The sequence below is a fragment of the Williamsia muralis genome (assembly GCF_051487485.1).
GTDB lineage: Bacteria > Actinomycetota > Actinomycetes > Mycobacteriales > Mycobacteriaceae > Williamsia > Williamsia muralis_B.
In genome coordinates, this window is the sequence record NZ_JAHVCV010000013.1 from 50,820 (window position 1) to 69,721 (window position 18,902).

The following is an 18,902-nucleotide window of genomic DNA, read 5'->3' on the forward strand; positions in this document are numbered from 1 at the left end:
AGAAGGATCCTGAAGGCTCTTGCGGCGAGCGGCTCGTCAGCAGATGCTCATTGTCGTGAACGACGCCATCTACGCCGAGATCGATCGGTACGAGCGATTCCTTCCGCCACGCTTTCGCGGCGCTCCGCGACCGACGCCGACATGGTGGTCCTGGCGCGGTCACCGAGTGCACATCGCCCGCAAGAACGAGCCCCTGGCTCCGGTTCGCATCATGATCATCCACGGTGGCGGCGGCCACGCCGGCGCTCTGTGGCCGCTTTCTGCAGTTTTGGCCGCCGATGGGACCGAGATTATTGCGCCCGACCTGCCGCTGTACGGGCGCACTTTCACGCCCTCGCCCGGCGACGTGCGCTACCGCGACTGGGTTGATCTGCTGTGCGACCTGGTGGTCACCGAAACCCACAACGATGCACGCCCGCTCGTTCTGTTCGGTGCCAGCATGGGAGGGATGCTCGCCTACGAAACTGCCAGTCGCACACAAGTTGCCGCCGCAGTCATCGCTACCTGCCTACTGGATCTGACCGACCCCGCCGCCCGCGCAACAGCTGCCAGGTGGGGACCTTTAGGGGTTAGCGCTCCCCGCACCCTGCCACTCCTGGCAGGGGTGGCACGAACTGTGCGACTTCCCATCGCCTGGGTGGCGCGAATGAACGTAATGAGCGCCAGTACCGGCCTAACCCGCCTATGCGCAACAGACCCACTCGGCGGGGGCACCCGGGTACCCTTGGGGTTCTTGGCCGACTGGTTCACTTTTGCGCACACACCGCCCCAAAATTATCGTGGGCCGCAACTGACGCTGGCACACCCAGGCGCCGACCAATGGATTCCGGCACACATCAGCGAGAGGTTTTTGGCGCGAGTCACTGCACCAACTCACGCGACCCGGCTGGAAGATTGCGGCCACTTCCCTATCGAGGAAGCAGGGCTCTACCAACTCGAGAAATTAACGGCCGACGTCGTCTCCTCGCTCAGTTAAGAGAGCCGGGCGGTGCAGAGACGTTTTGCGCCCACCTGGCGGAGAGCATCGGTGCCATAACCCGCCGCGCTACGGGTCGATTTGGCCCCCATGCTCTAGTTACTGACACCGAAGCCGCGACCTCCTTGAGGACGCGGCTTTCGGTGTTCGTCGGCTAATTAGTCAGCAAGTTTGGCGACTGCCTGGGCCCACAGGAAGTACTTGTTGGTGCCCAGATCGCGCACGGTCTTGATGTTGAACGCGTCCTTGAGGTGCTGGGCATCGCCCGGGCTCACACCTTGGAGCGCCTCAACGGGGGCGTCAGCGAGCTCACTGATCGGCTTCTCCTCGTATGCCTTGTCGAACTTGTCGGCAATTCCACCCATGACAATGACCTCCTGTGCTCGGCTCGGTGTACCGGGTTCGGCACACCGCCACCATCCTAGGTAGCGGACCGAGCTAGCATCGGCGATCACTCGCCGGGCGATGGTCCAACAACTGTGCCAAACCGCATAGGACATAGCGGCTTATGTGCGACGACCGCCGCTGCAACCTCATCATCAATCTCGAAAGATGAACCGCTGCGCGGGTAGAGGGTGCGGGGACCTGCTTCCCGCGTGCCCAGAATTAGCTGGAGCACACCAGGTCCCCGCGCCACGCGTGTAGTCGGTGATCGAACAAAGTCCTACGGTCGCAGGCTCACCGCAGTCAGCTTGACCTTCGAGTTGAGTTGAAGGTTTACCGTCGTCGCATGAGTACTTATCGCATCTCCCAGCTCGCCGAGCGGACCGGCGTTCCGGCGACGACGCTGCGCTTTTACGAGCAATCGGGGTTGTTGCCGGCTGGTCGGACACCGGCTGGGTACCGGGTGTACGACGAGACAGCCGTCGACCAACTGGCGTTCATCAATTCCGGGAAAATGATGGGGTTGGCGCTCGATGAGATTGGTGAGTTGCTGCAGGTGTGGCAGTCGGGAGTGTGCGCCTCGGTGCGGTCTCAGCTGGCGCCGTTGGTAGATCAACGTATCGTGGAAACCGACCGGAGGCTGGCCGAGTTGTCGGCATTCGCCGACCGTTTACAGAGCGTGCGCGTCGGACTTACAGGTCCGGCTCCAGCTGGGGGATGCGGCCCAGAGTGCGGCTGCCTGATTAACGACACGCCCCCGCAGTCTGCGGTTGTGGGCCCAGTCCGAGATCTTGGGGTCACCGACGTCAGTGCACCGAACGCACCGTCCGTTGTCGAGCCGGTGATTGCGTGCTCCTTGGGGCCTGATGATCTGTCCGAACGCACCGAGCAGTGGCGGCAACTCCTAGGCCAAGCCATCTACCGTCGGCCGCTGGCGCGCGAGGGGGCCACCATCACCTTGCGGGTTGGGTTTGCCAACCATTCGCGGGTGATCAGCGACGTGGTCACTCTCGTTGCTGCAGAACAACAATGCTGTAGCTTCTACGGCTTCACTGTGCATATCGGCGGCGGCGAGGTGGTGGTTGATGTTCGGGCACCACAGATGGCGGAGCCACTCATGATCGATCTGTTCGGAGCCCTGACATGAGTCCGAATACTAAGCGGTGGCGGGGTCCTGTCGGTGCGCTGACCGCCATGATCGGCGCGTGTGCGGCGTGTTGCGCGGGGCCACTGCTGGCATTCTTGGGCGGGTTGGGGTTGGTTTCGACTATTGGCGCGGTGTGGATACCTGCACTTATCGTCGTGGCGGTTGTCTCGGTTGGAGCGTGGGGCGTCCTGCGTCGCAGTGCCGCTCGTTCATCCTGTACAACGCCTCGCTCGGGTGAGGTGGTCGATCTCGACGACCCCGTACTGTTTCCTGGCCCGAGATGACTAGGTGGAACTGGGTTAGCAGTCCTACATTCTGGTGGTGAGATCGATTGACGGGCAACATAAGTGACGTTGGCGAGAGTGGGTAGTACGTAGTGACACGCACAGGTGTGGCGGATCGGCTGGAGCAGCATCAAATTCCGATCTACCTACTGGCGATACTGGCCGGCATCTGTCTGGGGTTCGCGGCGCCAGCAGCCGGACCCGGATTTGAGCACGCCATCAATCCCGTCCTGGGAGCGTTGCTGTACGTGACGTTTCTGCAGGTACCGGCCGCCGAGTTGGTGCAATCGGTCCGTGACGTCAAGTTCCTCACCGCGGCGGTTGTGCTCAACTTTGTGGTCGTGCCGATCATCGTGGCAGTCATGTTCGTGCTGTTGCCCTCGGACCAAGCGATCCAGATCGGGGTGCTGCTGGTTCTGCTATGCCCATGCGTGGACTACGTCATCGTCTTCACCGGCCTCGGCGGCGGGGACAGTCAACGCCTCTTGGCATCGACTCCCCTGTTGCTCATAGCTCAGATGGCTTTGCTGCCCCTCTTTCTCGTCATGTTCATGGGCTCCGATCTCGCCGACACGGTCAAGGTCGGACCGTTCATCGAAGCGTTTATCGTGCTGATCGTCATCCCGTTGGCGTTGGCGTGGCTCACCCAGGGCTGGTCGGCACGAACAACTGCGGGCCATACGTTCGGTGGCGGCGTCAGCACCTTGATGGTGCCGTTGATGGTTGCCGTGCTCACTACTGTGATCGCCTCGCAGATCCCGAAGATCGACGACAATCTTGCCGATGTCGCGGCCGTGATCCCGGTCTATGTCGCTTTCCTGATCATCATGGCCTTCGCGGGAGCCACACTTGCCCGCCTGCTTCGACTCGACGTCGCCGGCAGCCGGGCCATCGTGTTCGCTGGAGCCACACGCAACTCGCTGGTCGTTCTACCCCTGGCGCTGGCGCTGCCCGCAAGCCTTGAACTCGCCCCCGCCGTGGTCGTCACGCAAACCCTCGTCGAGATTATCGGCATGGTCATCTACGTCCGTCTCATCCCGCGACTACTCCCTCAATCACCCGGCGAGATGCCCGAAGTGCCTACCGCACCAACCGCGGTGTGACCTGGCGGCCATGACTGGGCTCAACACCAGCGAACGGGTACCGGTGTCTAGCCGATGTTTGGACATGAAAAAGCCCCGTGCGTCGAATCGGATTCGACCACGGGGCTAGCAGGACGGCCCGGACGGGAATGTGCGTAACCAGGGTGCGCGACGCCTTACGGCGACATCAGCGTCTCCGTGGCGGGGTTGGGTACTACTTCCGATGGAATGCAGTGCTGCGCTAATTGGATTTAGCGCAGGATTCACCTGGCGGCGTTGCCATCACAATCGCGCGAGCACCGAACGATACAAGTGGGCACTTACGGGGCACCCGCACCACACGTGACCGCGGTGCCCCGTCCCGCGCCTATGAGATACAGCGAGGTACCTCACAGGTTTTGTGAGAATCAGCGCTTAACAAACAGTTGAGCCAGCGAGACGGGTGTTCATCCAGCGGTGGCGGCGTCATGGTTCATACGACCGGTACAACTTGGATCGACAAGCCGGAACATATGCGACAGTCGGCTGCATCGAAAGTTCCATGCTGCTAATTCAACCCCCCATCTGGGGGCGTTACACCGATGGGCCCACTCACACCGCTGGCCTGAACATAGAGGTCAGCCTTGTCCACTAACTGGCTTCTCGCAGAGACTTTCGGACACAGCGCGCCTTCCATCGTCGCGGTTGGCCGCTCGGCAAAGAAGTTTATACCGGCCCACCAACTTCTCCGGAGCAGTGCATCGAAGAACGCTGTCCGGTGCGCAATAACTGACCTCACTGCCGATCCCAGGCCGGTGAAGCGCTTCATCGGCGATGGCAGTCGTCGAGTTATTGCCGAGCCCATTCTCACACCCGCAAGACGAATCCATGGAGTCTGGCTCTGGATTGGTCCTGCTGACGAAGATCCGCCTCCCCACGATCAGGCTGGCGCCTGGACATACAGCTTGACCAACAGGACGGTGCAGGGGAGCGAGGACATGGCGAGACTGCTTGGTTCTCCGCGAGACTGTCAAGCGGCGACGGCGCCGGCTTCGGTGTTCCGTCGAGTTCGTACGGACGACGACGAAGGCACAGTTCTTGCCAAGATCGTTCGAGCCGATCCAGGCAACGAGCACCAATCCATATGGACCATCCAGAAGGTCGATGGAACCTTTCGCGCAGCACACATTTCGTGGCGGATCGTTAGTGATGCTGTTGACGCTGACGCGAACCGTAGCGGCCGAACGGAAACCAGCGTCCGGGGAATCGTGCACGATCTCGGCCCCCTCGAGCCCGCATCAATTGTTCTCAAACAGACCCTTGAACAGCGCGTCCTGGATGCCTTGACTTCAGAGGGAACCTATCGGGCGCTGGTGGATCCGCGCACCCTGACCCTCCTTCGCTGGTACCGCTCGGCACCAGTTCCTGGCCTCGCGTGGGAACGCACCGAAGGTTCTCCCGAACCTGGGGTACACCCGGACGATCGACGAAAAGCTCGGGAATTGCTTTCCAAACATGACCTCCATCGATCACGGGGGCGACTCCGTTTCAGGGCAACAGACGGTTCCTGGATGCCACTGGATCTCGATGCGACAACCGTCTGCCTGGATGAGCAAACCACTGCTGCGCTAGTCACAATCGCCAGACCCTCTGGTCATAGGCGATTCCGCGAAGGACCGCAACAAACTCGGTGAACGTCCATACACGTAGGTGGACAGAACTGGACACGCTCACCCGATCACGGAGAAAGATACTATGATTTTAAGTTGCGCGTAAACCTACAATCCTTGCGCGCGTGTTCGACGGTACTGCTGCGTACGACCCCAAGCTTCTTCAATCGACCGATCGGTCACCCCGTACGCCTGCGCCATCGCCTGAATGCGCTCGTCAGTCGGCGGTTTCTGGCCACGCTCAATCTCACCAAGCAGGGTCGGCGAGATCGCGATAAGTTTTGCCGCTTCGTTCTGCGACAAGGCCGCTAGCACGCGTAGATCCGCGAGGCGAACCTGCGAGGGAGGCAACGGGACGAGCGCGGCCACCGATGTCTCCAGTGCGGCCGCCAGTCGCCCCAACATTGCTGGGGGCGGAGTACTTCGACCAACCTCCCATGTGGAGACCGCTTGTCTGGACGAACCCACCTTCGCAGCGAGGTCGTCTGCACTCAAGCCAGCACGCACTCGAAGGTCCCGTAACCGGTCCGCGCGAAATCCTCGAACACCACTTCGCGGCATCTCGTTTCGCTTCCGGGTCGACCAACAGAACCCCCTCAGTCTGACTCAGCAAAGAGGTTGAAATGTCACCGTCGCGTTTTATAGTTGCGTGTTATAGTTGCATTGTTCATCGAGTACCTAACAGAAGGAATCCCAGATGAATCCGTTGCGCACTGTCTGCAAGTTGCTCTACAGTGCGGATGCGTGCCTTTCCGGGAGTCCTCGGTGTTTGTCGATCTCGACACCGCTTGTAGCGCGAGACGAAACACGGCCCGTGCCCTTCGGCCGTTCCTCATCGCCCGCCAGGAGCAACCGACCTATGAGCGCACCCGATCTCAACAACCCGTGTCTCGTTCTGCGGGGCAGAGACACGCGGCACATTAGGAGCGCGGCCAATCACGAGGGACATCACCTTGTCTGAGGCAGCAACTCAGTGGGTTCACGCATGCGAGGCGATCTGCATGAACCCCCAAGCGGGCGGCCTGTTTAGGTGCGCACGACCACCAGGACATTCCGGACCACACGAGAGCTTTGGCGCAGACGGGATCGTTTCTGCCCGTTGGCGATCCGTTCTCCCGCACCCGCGACATAGGTAGCGCCTTCCGCCATCGACGAATACGACTGATCTGAAGGGGGTCCACCCGACTCACCCACATAACTGAAACCGGTCCGAGCGCGTTCGAGATTGGCGTCCTGCGCGCGCTCGGACCGGGAACGTCTAACGCCATCCACAGGCTCGATGGTCGCTGACCCCTGGAGGGTAGGCGATCGTCGGCGCTTAAAGCGAGGAAGCGGCCTTTCATGCCGAACGATCAATCTTCCGGCCCGTCAACTCCGGCGAGCCACCCCAACATCACCTCGAGGCCTACTGCAAATTGCATCGGGAGAATGCCAGGTTTTCGCTGTGTTGATCCCGCAGCTATTCACGGCGGAGCGGCGACCTGCATGCTCGGCCACGCACTCGTTGAACTATGCCGACATAAGCCACGTCGAATGACCTCTCACAGCCGCAACCAGTGAGAAGAGACGACCCCCGGACGTACGCGGAGATTGTGGTCTGACGCATACGTACCGGGGGCCGTCGAACTGCCCAGCAATAGTTCCTCGATCACGCCGAGGGCGCGGCCGAGGTCTCTGCAACCAAAGTGAGCCATTCCAGCGTAGGCGGTCCGGTCGCGGTTGAAAAGCAGCCACCGGCGCCCGCCCAAACCTGTGACTGGCCGCCATCTTGCCCTTCACACCTCAATCCCACGCCGAAAGGACCGACAAGTGAAACGCCTGGCGGCACAACGCACACATTCACGCTCGTACCCGAGAGCAATCGCAGCAACCGTGGCCACAGCTGTCGTCGCAGCTACGGCGCTAGTCTCGGGCACAGGCGTGGCATCGGCCGAATCCTCATGCCCAGGCTTGATGGTCTACGGCATTCAGGGCACCGGACAGTCGAGCCCGGACGCGGACCCCGAGCAAGACGCAGGTTTCTTGTCCCGCGTGCTCACCCCCGCCATGCGCGAGGCCGGCGAGTACATGGACCGCGCGTACGTGCCCTACGACGCCGGTTTTGGCGGCGCAGTTCCGGGTGGAACCAAGCCGTATGCCGAGTCGGTCGACGGTGCGGTCACCACCGCGAAGAACTGGATCAAAGACAGAGCAACTGATTGCCCTGCAACGAAATTCGGGCTTGTCGGCTACTCGCAGGGGGCACACGCGGTGCGCGTCGTCCTCAACGACATCGTCAATGGTCAAACGGCCATCGACGCCGACAAGCTCGCTTTGGTCGCGAACTTCGGCGACCCCGGACGACCCGAAGGTGCCCCGCTGTTCCCAGGCCGTCCTGGCCAGTCTTCACCGTCCCCGGTGCCGGGAACCGTTGGTGAAGCCGTGTCACAGGTCATTGCGGCCGTGCCGAGCACCCCGCAGGGCGGTGGCATCGCACCTGAAGCAGATGTTGATGACACCGCCTACCAAGCCATTGCCGGCCGCTACCTGTCCTCCTGCACCGATGGCGATCTGGCCTGCGACGCACCAGCGAACGCGCCTCTGGCCCATCTGGTCACCAACATCGCTGGCCAGAGCGAACTCAACCCCGGCGATCCGCTCGGTTCGTTGTCGACCATCGCCGAAGCACTGGCGATGACCACCGTCAAAACGGCAGTTCCGCTGATCAACGAAGACATTCAGGCTCCCGAGAACAACCTTGAGTCGCTGTCCTATGAGCCGTCACAGACGCTCTCGCAGCGGCTGGCGACAGCATCGGACCCGCGTACACCGCTGCCGTCGATCTCAGACGCACTGTCGGCGGTCATCAAGGTTGGCACCATCGGGCTCAACGCAGTCAAGACTGTCGTGCAGACCGTCGCGACCCCCGAAACAATCGGTGCGCTCGCCGTTGCCGGCGCCACCAACCCGCTGGCCGTCGTCGGGATCCTCGGCGCCAAACTCGGCGAAGCCGCGGTCGCTCTAGCGCCACCGGCGACCCAAAAACGCTGGGTCTCGAACGCTTTTGATGCATTCAAAGCCGAACTGGGCGCGAACAAAGACCTGTTCGAGATCAGCTCACTCCTGAAGTATCGCGACGCCGCCAAACAGCACAGCTCCTACAGCGACGTCGCCGCCACACCGACAGGTGCACCGCCCACGACCTTGGTTGCGGACTGGATCACCGCCGCTGCCAAAGACATTGCGGGCCAGGAGACGACCACCAGCACCCGGACCTCCGGTCAGCTACTCAGCAGCTACCCGAGCGCGCCGTCGTCATCGCCGGCACTGTCCACCACCTCCAGCAGCGCCACGACCACTATCTCGACCACTGCTCCGGCCAGCGGCGTCTCTGAGCCCCCGAGCGTCAGTGCGAATCCAACGGTGAGCGGTGATCTTCCGCCGTTCATGACCGGAGAAGAGAGCAGCCAATGACCGCCACAAGTCGCACTGTGTGCGGCTTTGTGCCCGGCGGTGGCGATTACTTCACCACCGGTCCCGAGATCACCACAGCGTGCCCATTGGAGGTGTCTGATGACTGACCGTGAGACCGAGCAGGGCTGGGCGAGCGACCCCCAGGTAGCCCACTGGCTGGGCGAACATAACGCCCCCTCACCCGACACGACCACCTCGGCCGACCAACCGGTCGAGGCAGAGTCAGACTCTGCACAGTCCGGATGGTCCTCCGACACCACCGTGTGGGCCCAGAACGCAACGGTCAATGGCTGGCTCGACTCGGAACCCCCGGCCCACACCGAACTCGCCGATAACCCGGTTCACCCCGACGGGGCACGCGCTCCCGTCGAATCTGGCTACGACACGCAGATCACTGCACCGATGAGCCCGATCACCGCCACCGGACCACAGCCGACTCGGCCGTCGCCGCTGACAGCTCCAGCAGCGATACGCCCCATGGTCACTGCCGCACCGGATGTGGCCTCCCACTCTCCCCGCCGTCGGCCAAGTCGGCGCACGGTGGCGATGGGGGCGGCAGTGTTGGCCGCTGTCGTCGTGGTTCTGGGCCTGATCATCACCGTGGCTGCCTTCGTCGGCGATGCCAGCGATGACGGCGGTACCCCGATCGCGCAACCACCGGCCCCCTCTGCGGTGATCGCACCGCCGGCCACGCCCGAACAGGACGCTGACTGCCCCAACCGGTCAGAGAACGGCGTGATCACTGGCCGAGATCCTGGCGGCACCAGCAGTGGACCTGCGGTGATCAAGGCCTTCGAGCATGCCTACTTCGTGCAACGGTCCGGGGTTCAGGCGCGAGCGTTCGCAGCACCGTTGGCCCGGGTACCGACCGCCGAGCAAATCCAGACCGGCATCGATTCAGGCCTGGTGCCTGGAACTCGCCACTGCCTGGCGATCACCAGCCGCGGTGACGGCTTATGGGGCGTGGAACTGACCATGCTCCCCCCTGCCGCCGGTGAGCCCGTCAAGTCTCGGCAACTGTTCCAGACCGCCGAAGTCGAGGGCCGCACCCTCATCACTGCCATCACCAAAGACACCAATCAGTGAACGGAACACACCGTGGCTGCCACGAAACGACCTGTGCACGAACACTCTTCACCCGTCGATGTGTCGGCGTACACCGACACCGACATCGCCCGCTTCTTTGGCGCCCTCGGCGTTCCTGCTGACAAAGTCGACGCCCTGATCGCCGAGCGCCGCGCCGAAAACCGGCCCCCACCAACCGTTTCCGACCCCGCAAGTCACCGCTAACCCACTGCTCGTCAACCAACGAAAGGCACTACCGCTCATGAAATCGCCACGACACGCACTGCCCGAGACCCCCTGCACACCACCCTCATTTCCGCGCGACGCCCATATGCCGGTTCGGGCCCGGGCGATGGCTGCGATGGTGGTGACCGCAGTCGCTATCGGCGGCGCAGGCGCCCTGGCAGGCCCGGCATTTGCCGACCCCGAACAGCCCGGAGTGACCGACGTCCCGCAAACGTCAGAACAGCCCGGCATCACCGACCAACCTGTGGCACCCGCACCGGCACCGGCACCCGAGCCCGTGCCCGACTACGGCCCTGGCATCGTGCCCTCACCGCAGTGGGAAACCGCCCCGGTTATCTACACCGAACCCTCGGGCCCCCCGGCCACCGCGTACACCCCGCTGCCCCAGTCCGCGCCGACCCCGCCGCCGGCAGCGCCCGCGCAGCCCGCGCCGCCTCTCGCACCGATCCTGGTCAAAGACCCAGCAGCGGAAATCCGGGCGGGCAACTACGTCATCGATCGCCCCGACTGGGTGAGCCCGGAAGTAGCCATCTCCACCAACGAGTACATGGCCTACATCGAATGGCGACTCGCGCAGTTCTTTGAGTCGCAGGGCTTCCCCCGCGATGAAGCCGCGCGTCGTGCTGCTGCGGCAACCGCAGGGGCAGGTCTAGGTGGCTTCACTGGAGCACTGGCCCTAGGCGTTCCGACAGCGGTGCTCTTCTCGATCGTCGGTGCGGTCGGCGGCGGCGTCATCGGGTCGGTCGTCCCGCCCACCCCCTTCAACACCTTGCCCGGTATCGGCATCGGCGCCGCGGGCGGTGCCGCCCTGGGCTTCGGTCTCGGCGCGGTCGCCGGCGGATTGGCAGGTGGCCTGGCCGGTGGACTGCTGGGCTGGGCATTGGGTGCGGGCGATCCGAACGCTAACCCGGGCGCTCCGTGGGCACCCGAGCCCGCACCAGCACCGGCGCCGCTACCCAACCCTGAGGGCAACCAGTACCAACTGGTCCTCGATGCACCCGCAGCCGCCGACGCGGGCTTGCCAGCTGTCGACTACACCGTCGACACCGGCGGCGATGTGTCCTTCTCGGCCAACATCGCCGGCATCCCACCGATCAACGGTGGGTGGACCGCCGAGCAGGCACAAGCGCCGCTCCAGGCGCTTGGCCCCCTCGAGCAACCCGCCAAGGACGCGATCGCCGGGGCCACCAAACAGATCGGTGACGGGCTCACCCAGATCGTGGACGGCCTGCACATCAGCTACCCGCAGACCGTCTCGCCGGCACCGGCCGCGTGAGGACTGCCAGTCGATCCACCCCAGCACAGCGACCAACCAGGAGGCGATGAGCTGATGAGCACGGCCCCGATCACCCCGTCCGAGCAACCGATCACCGGCCCACAGCCCGTGATGGCGTTCACCGCGGGGGCCATTCGGCCTCCCGATGAGGCAGACATGCTCGACTGGCGCACCGAACCTGGTTCGCCCGCGTTGATCTGGGCCGTGGGATGCCACGGCGGGGCGGGAGTGTCCACCCTGGCCACCCAGCTCGCCCACGTCGGCGACAGCGGCCAACGATGGCCCGCTCGCCCCGACGAAGCCCCGTTCGTGGTTCTCATCGCACGCGAATCCGCGCGTGGCCTGGCCGCCGCCGAGGTGGCGGCCAGGCAGTACCACACCGGCCACGCACCCGGGCACACCCGGCTCCTGGGTTTGGTTCTCGTTGCCGCACAACCAAAACAGTCCTCGCTCACCGGGAAAAAGCCCGCTCCCTCGCTGCGGCGACATCGTGAACTGATCGTCACCCTGTTCGACCACATCTGGCGCATCGACTGGCACCCCTACCTGATCGAACGACCCCTCACCGACCTGCCCAGCGCCGGACCCGACGAACCGGTCGCCAAGAAGTTCGACCCAGCCACCCACGTCGCGCCCGACATCCTCACCCTCGGCCGCGAGCTCCGCGACCACGCCCGAGACGCCCTCCAACAGACCGCCACCCCCTGACCTCGTCGTCATCTTCCGCCACATCCCCTGCCCGCCTGGGCCCTACAGAAAGAGAAGTCAATGAGTATCCGCAGCACCGTTCAAGCAGCCAACGTGCACGTCACCAATGTGGCCTTCGACCCGATTCCGATTCCTGGCCTGTCGGACAAGTTCAACACCTTCGGTGGGTGGGCCATGTTCGCGGCCTACTTGGCCACCGGTGTCGCTCTCATCGTCGGCGGCGGCTACATCGCGTGGGACAAGATCACTGACCACGGCGGCGGCAAGGGCGTCAAAATCGCGGTCGGCTCGATCCTTGGAACCGCCGTCATTTCCTCTGCCAGCACCATCATCACGGCCGCACAGTAAGCCGCACGGGTCTGATCATGAGAGGTAGCAATGCATCTGACCACCACCGTGTGGGCAGCAGACCTTCCACCGGAGGTCAGCCAACCGTTCATCACCCTCGGCGGATACTTTCTGACCCTGCTGAACTTGTTCGCGGCAATTCACTTGATCTTCCTCGGGGCGAGCATCGCCTGGGAGAAGGTGAAGGATCGGCCGATGGCCGACATCGGCAGCGGCGAGTGGGCCACCAAGATCATCGTCGGGGTCTGGATCGCAGTCGTGGCCGGCGACATCGCCGCGGTGGCGCTCATCTGACCGTCCTGGTTGCGGCGCTGGTTGCCGTCGTGCTGGCGGTATCGGGGTGTGGCGGCGACAGCGGCGAGGACACCGCGCCCCAGCCCACTCCGGTGCGGTTGGACGCTCCGCCGACAAACCTGACCTGGGCCTCGTTCAACGGCATGTCCATCCCACAGGCTGACCAGGGACCGCGCACCCCCGACCAGCTCGCACCACGTGGGTTCGAGCAATCCCCGGCCGGGTCTGCGCTGGCGGCAATCAACGCCACCATTCGCATGTCGGTGGCGACCGATGATCAGTGGCCGCAAATTGTGCGCACGTTGCTCGCTCCTGGTCCGGCTCGAGATGCGTTCATCGCCAGTCGTATTCAGCTCTCGACCACTGACCTGGTGCCGGCCGGTCAAGCCCCGCTCGTGCTGGGCTGGCAGGTCACCGCGTTCACCCCGGAGCAGGCGGGTGTCGATGTGTTCACCCAACTGCCCGATCAATCGCTCGCGGTCAATCACACCACGGTGGTGTGGACCGGATTCGGCGACTGGGGGCTGCTACTGCCCGACGCCAACGCCGCCGCCCCTGCGGTGCAGACGATTTCAGCTGTTCCCGCCGGCGCAGTACGGATCAAAGGAGACTGACCATGTCGATGCCCGACCCCGCCGATGACCGGTCCCGGCTGCAACGCGCACGCGAGGTGCGCCACAGCGGCGGCTACAAAACCACTACGTTGCTGCTGTCGTCGCTGCTGATCGGCGCCATCATCCTCGGTGCCATCTACGTGGCGGTGTCGGGCAACGACGACAACAACAGCGCCCCTCCCCCGGTATTTCCCCAAGGCACCGGCGAGCCCTCTGCCCAGCCTGCCCCGGCCACCGAGCTACCCGCGGACGCCTTCGGTATCCCCACCACCGACTCACACGGCCGCCGGATCGAGACGCCCACCAACCCGCTCGGACAGGTGCTCCCGCAAACGGCCAAACCTTCCCCGTCAGGCAGCATCACCGATCCCGATGCGCCGCTGGAAGCGCCGAAAGGCTTGATGTGGCAACGCGTCAACGGCGCCCCGCTGGGTTTCTCCACCTCAGACGGACCCACCAGCATCGACAGCTCCGGGGTGCCAGCCGGGTTCTCCCACACCCCGCAAGGCGCTGTGCTGGCTATCTGGCAGATCTTTCAGCGGGCGGCATGGGGTCCAGGCGAACAAACCCAAGCAGTGGTGCGTGAGCGGTCGGTGGTCACTGCCCAGTCTCAGCCGGTCGTGGACCGAATGATCAATGGTCGAGAAGAGATCGAGCGCCTGCGCCCTCAGCTACCGGCAGGCATGTTCGATGTGCCTATCGCGGTCAAGGTGTCCAACTACGACAACGACTACGCCCACATCCAGATCGCGGTCCCCGCCTCACCGAACCGCAGCGACGGCGTCATCGCCGCCACCTACGCCTTCGACGTCATCTGGCGCGACGGCACCTGGAAATGGGTGGTTCCCAACGACGGCGCCGACACCGGCTCCACCATCGTCAGCCTCAGCGGGTGGTCACAGTGGTGACGGCAACCCTCGAGGCGGCGCCGCTGCCCGCGGCCCCACCCCTGGCACCTGAGTCGGTGATCGAACCTCTAGTCAGCGGCCCAGTGCTGCGGTGGGTCCGCCGCATGGCCGTCACCGTCGCCATGGCCCTAGTCCTGGCGACCGGTGGCGCGATGGTCACTGGCGGAGCGGGCCCGGCCGCTGCCAACCCGGTGTGCGACGGTGCCGGCGCGGTGATCGGTGTGGTCGTCGGGGAAGCCTGCGAGGCGGTCACCGATTTCGCTGGCGACAAAGCTGGTGACGCAGTCGATTCAGCGGTCGGCGGCACCTTCGAGAAGATCGTCAACTCGCTGCTCGACTCCTACCAAACAGTCCTGACCTGGGCATTGTCGTGGTGGATCCAACTCCCCACCCCCGAACTCGACAACACCAACACCCTGATGCAAGACATCCACGAACACATGGTGCAGATCCAGGTGATCGGGCTGACGTTCTCGCTGATGTTCTTCGGCTTCCGGATGATCATCGACCGCAAACGCTCTTTGGCCGACGACGCCGAAGACGGATTCAAAATATTGATCCGGGCCGGATTGGCAGTCTCGGTGATTCCGCTGATGATCACCGTCGGCGGGCAAGCCTCCGACGCGTTCTCCACCTGGCTGGTCAGCGACGCCATCAATGCCGGCAACAACGACGGCGACATCATCAAGAACTTCCTCAAACTCAACCTGTTGACCGGATCTGCCTTCGGTACAACCGGACTGGGCATCCTGGGGTTCTTCGGCTTCCTCGGAGCCCTGGCACAGCTGGTGTTTCTGGTCGTGCGCCAGGCGATGCTGATGCTGGTCGTCGCCGCACTGCCGGTCGCTGCATCGTTCTCCGGGACCGGACCCGGCTCGCAAACCTATCAACGCCTCATCGGCTGGTCCGTCGCGTTCCTACTCTTCAAACCGGTGGGCGCATTGGTGTACTTCATCGCGTTCAAAGGCGCAGGGCAGAAAGACAACGAGCAGCAAGTAGTCCTGGGCATGGTGCTGATGGCGTTGTGCGCGTTCGTGTTGCCCTCCCTGATGCGGTTGGTCGCCCCCGCAATCGGCACCATGGGCGCGGGCGCATCAGGAGCTGCCGCCGGCGCAGCGGTCATCGGCACCGCCGCAGCGGCAGGCACCATGGCCGCCACCATGGGCGCAGGTGGCGGAGCCGGTGGCGGCGCGGGCACCTCCCCGATTGCCGGGCGCACCGGCGGCCAAACCGGCGGTTCGATGACCAGCTCGTCCGGCAGTCCCGGCCCGGGCAGCGGCGGGGACGGTGGCAGCAACAACAGCCCACCCTCGTCGCCACCCTCGGTCAAACCCGGGGCCCAGCCTGCCTTGTCCGGCGGTGACGACTCCGGTAGCTCCTCGGGCAGCGGCGATTCAGCCGGGCCGCTCAAGGCTCTCACCGAGTCCGGTGGTGTTGGCGCTATGGCCGGGGCCGGGGTGGGCGCGGCGGGCTCGGCAGTGGGCAATGAATCCGACGTCGGTGGTCCCCCGATCTCCATGCAGCCGCGCATGCAATCGGGGTGGGGCGAAAACGCCATGGACCGCTAACCCCACCTCTGCCCACCCCGTAGCCAGCACCACCTGAAAGTGAGTGACCCCGATGAGTCAGCAGCCCTCCCAACAGCGGTTGTTGTACCGGCCCGCCCATGCGTTTCGTTCCGCGGGCGCGTTCGGCCTGACCATGTTCTCCACGATGCTCTTGTTGGGTGCCTTGTTCACCTGGGTGATCGTGCTCATGCTGCCGTTCCCCGCCATCATCAAGTACCTCGGCTACCCGGTTGCTTTGGCGCTGGGGATTGTGCCGCTGGTCATTTCGATCGGTGGCCGGTCACTGTGGGAAGTGGCGATGGGCAAGGGGGCGGTCATCGCTGAGCAACGGCGCGGACAATCGATGTACCGGTCCGGACCGTTCAGCCAGATCCCCAACGGCACACCGCCACCGGGGTTGCTGGCCACCAGCCGCACCTTCGACTTTCATCCCGGCGATGGCAGCGCCCCGTTCGGGCTGATCCAGTTGTCCTCCCGCAACTTCTACACGCTGGTGTTGCGTACGTGGCCCCAGGGCGGGGAGTGGAACATTCAAGCCACCCGTGACCGCTGGGTCGCACGCCTGGGCGACATGCTCACCTTCATCGGCCAGTCACCCGACCTGGTCGCGGTGACCATCACCATCGAAACTCTGCCCGAATCAGGCAAAAGAGCCTCAACCCTGATGCGTTCACGCCTCGATGAGAACTCGCCGGTCGATGCCCGCCAGGTCATCATCGAAGCTGTCGAGAAAATCCCGTCGGCCGAAGTCAAACTCGATGCCCGCGTAGCGGTCACCTGGCGCGCCGACACCGCGTTCCGCAAACGCGACGCCACCGACATGGGCGAGGAAATCTCCCGCCGTCTGGGCCGGGTCAAGGACTACTGCCACTCCGCCGGGCTGCGGGTGCGACCCATGCTCGAGCGCGAGATCTGCGCCATCGTGCGCCGATCATTCTCTCCCGGAGATGAACTCGACTTGGAGACCGGGCTGATGACCGGCGAGCCCATGCGGTTGCGGTGGGAAGACTGCGGCCCGGTCTCCGCCTCGGATCAACATGACTGCTACCTGCACGACGCCGCCCGATCGTTGAACTGGACGATGGCCGGCGAACCCGAGGCCCCGTTCGATTCCAACGTGCTCTCCGATCTGCTCAACACCCGTGCCGAAATCCCCCGCAAGCGAGTGACATTCGTCTACCAGCCCTACACCCCGTCCCAGGCCACCAAGATCGTCAACAAGGACCACAACGACGCCCGCCAGGCCATCAGAACCCACGTCGGCAAGCTGTCCGAACGGTCGCTGGTGCGGATGGAGTCCAGCGAAGCTGCCCGCCAGGAACAAGCTCGCGGCGCGGGTATGACCCGGGTGTCGATGATCGTCACCGCGACCCTTCCGGTCGAGGGTGACACCCGCAAGGTCGAGACCCTGGTCACCGACCTCGGTTTGGCTGCCGCCGTTCGTCTCACCGCGGCCAAGGACCAGCAACTCGCCGTCTTTGAAGCCGGTCTCGGGTTCGGCGTGATCTTGGCCGAAGAAGCCTCCGTCTCCGACAAACTCGCCGCCTAACCGCCAGCCAGGAGCACACACCATGCCCATCTTCAACTCTTCACCCACCGACGACGCCCGCCGCCATCACTTCCTGAAACTGATCGTCATCAATAGCGTTCGCACGATCGTGTTTTGCGTTATCGCACTGCTCGGCGCGGGATCGCTGGTGTGGCTGGTACCCGACCATATGGCCGCTCCGCTGGCCCCGATCTACGCCTTGTTCATGGTGGTGCTGGCCCACCGCTGGTTCGCACCAGACCGCAGGCCCCCCTCTGGATCGGCGGCCGCCCCAGGCATCGAGGGACCAGCTGACGACGAGCGGAGCCGGTGATGGTGTCGGTTCTTGGGCGCTCGCGCCGCCTGGTCCGCACCAGCGCCCGCTTGCCGCAGGTGTCCACACCACTCTCGATCGCGGACTACCCCTCAGCCGGTGGCCACATCTTCGCTTTGGTGCACGCTGAGCAGACCGCGCACTACACGGTGCTCCTCAACTGTGAGGGCTCATTGGCCCAGTGGGCGAACCTGTTTGGGCATCGGGCCATCAGTATGGGACCGGACGCCCCGGACGTAGTCGGGCTCTCAGCGGTGTGCGAGAGCGCCCCGGCCAGCGTCGACGGCCGCCGTCAATGGCTCCTGGCCGAGGGACATCACTACCTCGACCCCGAGACCGACATCGCCGTGCGCGCTCATGTGTCGGTCACCTTCGCCGCCGTCGCAGACGACACCCGCAAAGAGCCGCAGGAGATGGGCGTGGAAGTCGGCGCACGCCTTCCGGCGCTGATCGGATCGCTGCTGGGCACCGGGCTGGCAGTGACCCCGATGGGAACCGGCGACGTGCTCGACCTGGTGTGCGCGGCCTACAACGAGATCACCGACACCGACGGGGTCAGTTGGCCCGAGATCGGGCCGGTGGAATCGCACCGGGTGCGTACCCTGCTGTGCCACGACGACTTTGTCTCCTCGTCGTGGCTGATCAGCCCCCACGTTCTCGATGCCGAAGTGCTCCAGACACTGATCGCACCAGCAGCATTGGTGCCGCGCAAAAGGGTCACTGTCACCTATCGCTCGACCCGCCTGTCCCCCGAGATCGACCCGGACGATCCGTCGGCGCTGCTGCACACCCCACACCTGGAGCGTTTCGGCGGGATCATCACCGCCACCGAACCATTCGGCCGCACACCCACGATCGAGCCGGTCACCGACGGTCTGCCCCTCTATGGCCGTCTGGGTCTGCGCAAGGGCTATGACCGGCACGCCGAGTTGTTCGCGGCCGGCGTGGGCATCGGGGTGCTCCTGCCCGAGCACAGCGACATCACCGACGAGCCCACTCGCCACCGCCACCGCCGCGCTGCGGACTGATTACCGGCCC

At 64.3% G+C, this 18,902-nt stretch carries 19 protein-coding genes and 1 pseudogene; 17 read left to right on the forward strand and 3 right to left on the reverse strand.

All coding sequences use genetic code 11. The features are described from left to right. Positions 1-55: 55 nt before the first annotated feature. On the forward strand, positions 56-976 hold the full coding sequence (locus KXR83_RS25100; protein WP_235189438.1) for an alpha/beta hydrolase: 921 nt from the start codon (positions 56-58) through the stop codon (positions 974-976). Positions 977-1,134: 158 nt separating this feature from the next. Here KXR83_RS25100 and KXR83_RS25105 read toward each other — a convergent pair whose 3' ends face one another. Then, on the reverse strand, positions 1,135-1,341 hold the full coding sequence (locus KXR83_RS25105; protein WP_023955847.1) for a hypothetical protein: 207 nt from the start codon (positions 1,339-1,341) through the stop codon (positions 1,135-1,137). A gap of 365 nt (positions 1,342-1,706) precedes the next feature. Between KXR83_RS25105 and KXR83_RS25110 the strand changes: the two genes are divergently transcribed. The 3 genes from KXR83_RS25110 to KXR83_RS25120 all read left to right on the forward strand — a co-directional run bounded on the left by KXR83_RS25110 (position 1,707) and on the right by KXR83_RS25120 (position 5,546). Continuing rightward, the gene (locus KXR83_RS25110) at positions 1,707-2,507 is read left to right on the forward strand and encodes a MerR family transcriptional regulator (protein ID WP_023955848.1); all 801 of its coding nucleotides are present in this window, start codon (positions 1,707-1,709) and stop codon (positions 2,505-2,507) included. Between the two features lie 376 nt (positions 2,508-2,883). Continuing rightward, positions 2,884-3,894: an arsenic resistance protein gene (locus KXR83_RS25115; RefSeq protein WP_023955849.1), complete on the forward strand. Its 1,011-nt coding sequence runs from the start codon at positions 2,884-2,886 to the stop codon at positions 3,892-3,894. A 602-nt stretch (positions 3,895-4,496) separates the two neighbouring features. Continuing rightward, on the forward strand, positions 4,497-5,546 hold the full coding sequence (locus KXR83_RS25120) for a GAF domain-containing protein (protein ID WP_161634007.1): 1,050 nt from the start codon (positions 4,497-4,499) through the stop codon (positions 5,544-5,546). Positions 5,547-5,630: 84 nt separating this feature from the next. On the opposite strand, the gene KXR83_RS25125 is transcribed toward KXR83_RS25120, so the two are convergent. Both KXR83_RS25125 and KXR83_RS25130 read right to left on the reverse strand, forming a co-directional pair. After that, a complete protein-coding gene (locus tag KXR83_RS25125) occupies positions 5,631-5,891 on the reverse strand; it encodes a helix-turn-helix domain-containing protein (protein ID WP_235189531.1) in 261 nt (86 codons plus the stop codon). A gap of 3 nt (positions 5,892-5,894) precedes the next feature. Further along, positions 5,895-6,083 (reverse strand): annotated as a pseudogene (locus KXR83_RS25130) (helix-turn-helix transcriptional regulator); the annotation flags it as partial. Positions 6,084-7,331: 1,248 nt separating this feature from the next. On the opposite strand from KXR83_RS25130, the gene KXR83_RS25135 reads away from it, so the two are divergent. From KXR83_RS25135 to KXR83_RS25195, 13 genes are all read left to right on the forward strand, one after another. Further along, positions 7,332-8,975 (forward strand): cutinase family protein, encoded by a 1,644-nt coding sequence (locus KXR83_RS25135; RefSeq protein ID WP_437427115.1) that lies wholly within the window; start codon positions 7,332-7,334, stop codon positions 8,973-8,975. Between the two features lie 99 nt (positions 8,976-9,074). Continuing rightward, positions 9,075-10,061, forward strand: a complete 987-nt coding sequence (locus KXR83_RS25140; protein WP_023958320.1) for a hypothetical protein — start codon at positions 9,075-9,077, stop codon at positions 10,059-10,061. Positions 10,062-10,073: 12 nt separating this feature from the next. Continuing rightward, a complete protein-coding gene (locus KXR83_RS25145) occupies positions 10,074-10,265 on the forward strand; it encodes a hypothetical protein (RefSeq protein WP_023958318.1) in 192 nt (63 codons plus the stop codon). A 37-nt stretch (positions 10,266-10,302) separates the two neighbouring features. Then, positions 10,303-11,562: a hypothetical protein gene (locus tag KXR83_RS25150; protein WP_152538062.1), complete on the forward strand. Its 1,260-nt coding sequence runs from the start codon at positions 10,303-10,305 to the stop codon at positions 11,560-11,562. 54 nt (positions 11,563-11,616) lie between these two features. Then, a complete protein-coding gene (locus KXR83_RS25155) occupies positions 11,617-12,270 on the forward strand; it encodes a DUF6668 family protein (RefSeq protein WP_023958314.1) in 654 nt (217 codons plus the stop codon). 60 nt (positions 12,271-12,330) lie between these two features. Continuing rightward, the gene (locus KXR83_RS25160; RefSeq protein WP_031332337.1) at positions 12,331-12,618 is read left to right on the forward strand and encodes a hypothetical protein; all 288 of its coding nucleotides are present in this window, start codon (positions 12,331-12,333) and stop codon (positions 12,616-12,618) included. Positions 12,619-12,648: 30 nt separating this feature from the next. After that, the gene (locus KXR83_RS25165; protein WP_023958312.1) at positions 12,649-12,912 is read left to right on the forward strand and encodes a hypothetical protein; all 264 of its coding nucleotides are present in this window, start codon (positions 12,649-12,651) and stop codon (positions 12,910-12,912) included. Between the two features lie 29 nt (positions 12,913-12,941). Further along, positions 12,942-13,526: a hypothetical protein gene (locus KXR83_RS25170; protein ID WP_051406516.1), complete on the forward strand. Its 585-nt coding sequence runs from the start codon at positions 12,942-12,944 to the stop codon at positions 13,524-13,526. Positions 13,527-13,528: 2 nt separating this feature from the next. Next, positions 13,529-14,434, forward strand: coding sequence for a hypothetical protein (locus KXR83_RS25175; protein ID WP_023958308.1), 906 nt, complete (start codon positions 13,529-13,531; stop codon positions 14,432-14,434). Next, positions 14,419-16,002 carry a hypothetical protein gene (locus KXR83_RS25180; protein ID WP_437427116.1) on the forward strand — a complete coding sequence of 528 codons (1,584 nt, stop codon included), beginning with the start codon at positions 14,419-14,421 and terminating at the stop codon, positions 16,000-16,002. Before KXR83_RS25175 ends, KXR83_RS25180 begins: the two co-directional genes overlap by 16 nt. A 52-nt stretch (positions 16,003-16,054) precedes the next feature. After that, positions 16,055-17,551, forward strand: a complete 1,497-nt coding sequence (locus tag KXR83_RS25185; protein WP_152537969.1) for an SCO6880 family protein — start codon at positions 16,055-16,057, stop codon at positions 17,549-17,551. A gap of 22 nt (positions 17,552-17,573) precedes the next feature. Continuing rightward, the gene (locus KXR83_RS25190; protein WP_023954620.1) at positions 17,574-17,864 is read left to right on the forward strand and encodes a hypothetical protein; all 291 of its coding nucleotides are present in this window, start codon (positions 17,574-17,576) and stop codon (positions 17,862-17,864) included. Next, a complete protein-coding gene (locus tag KXR83_RS25195) occupies positions 17,864-18,892 on the forward strand; it encodes an SCO6880 family protein (RefSeq protein ID WP_023954622.1) in 1,029 nt (342 codons plus the stop codon). Before KXR83_RS25190 ends, KXR83_RS25195 begins: the two co-directional genes overlap by 1 nt. Positions 18,893-18,902: the final 10 nt, after the last annotated feature.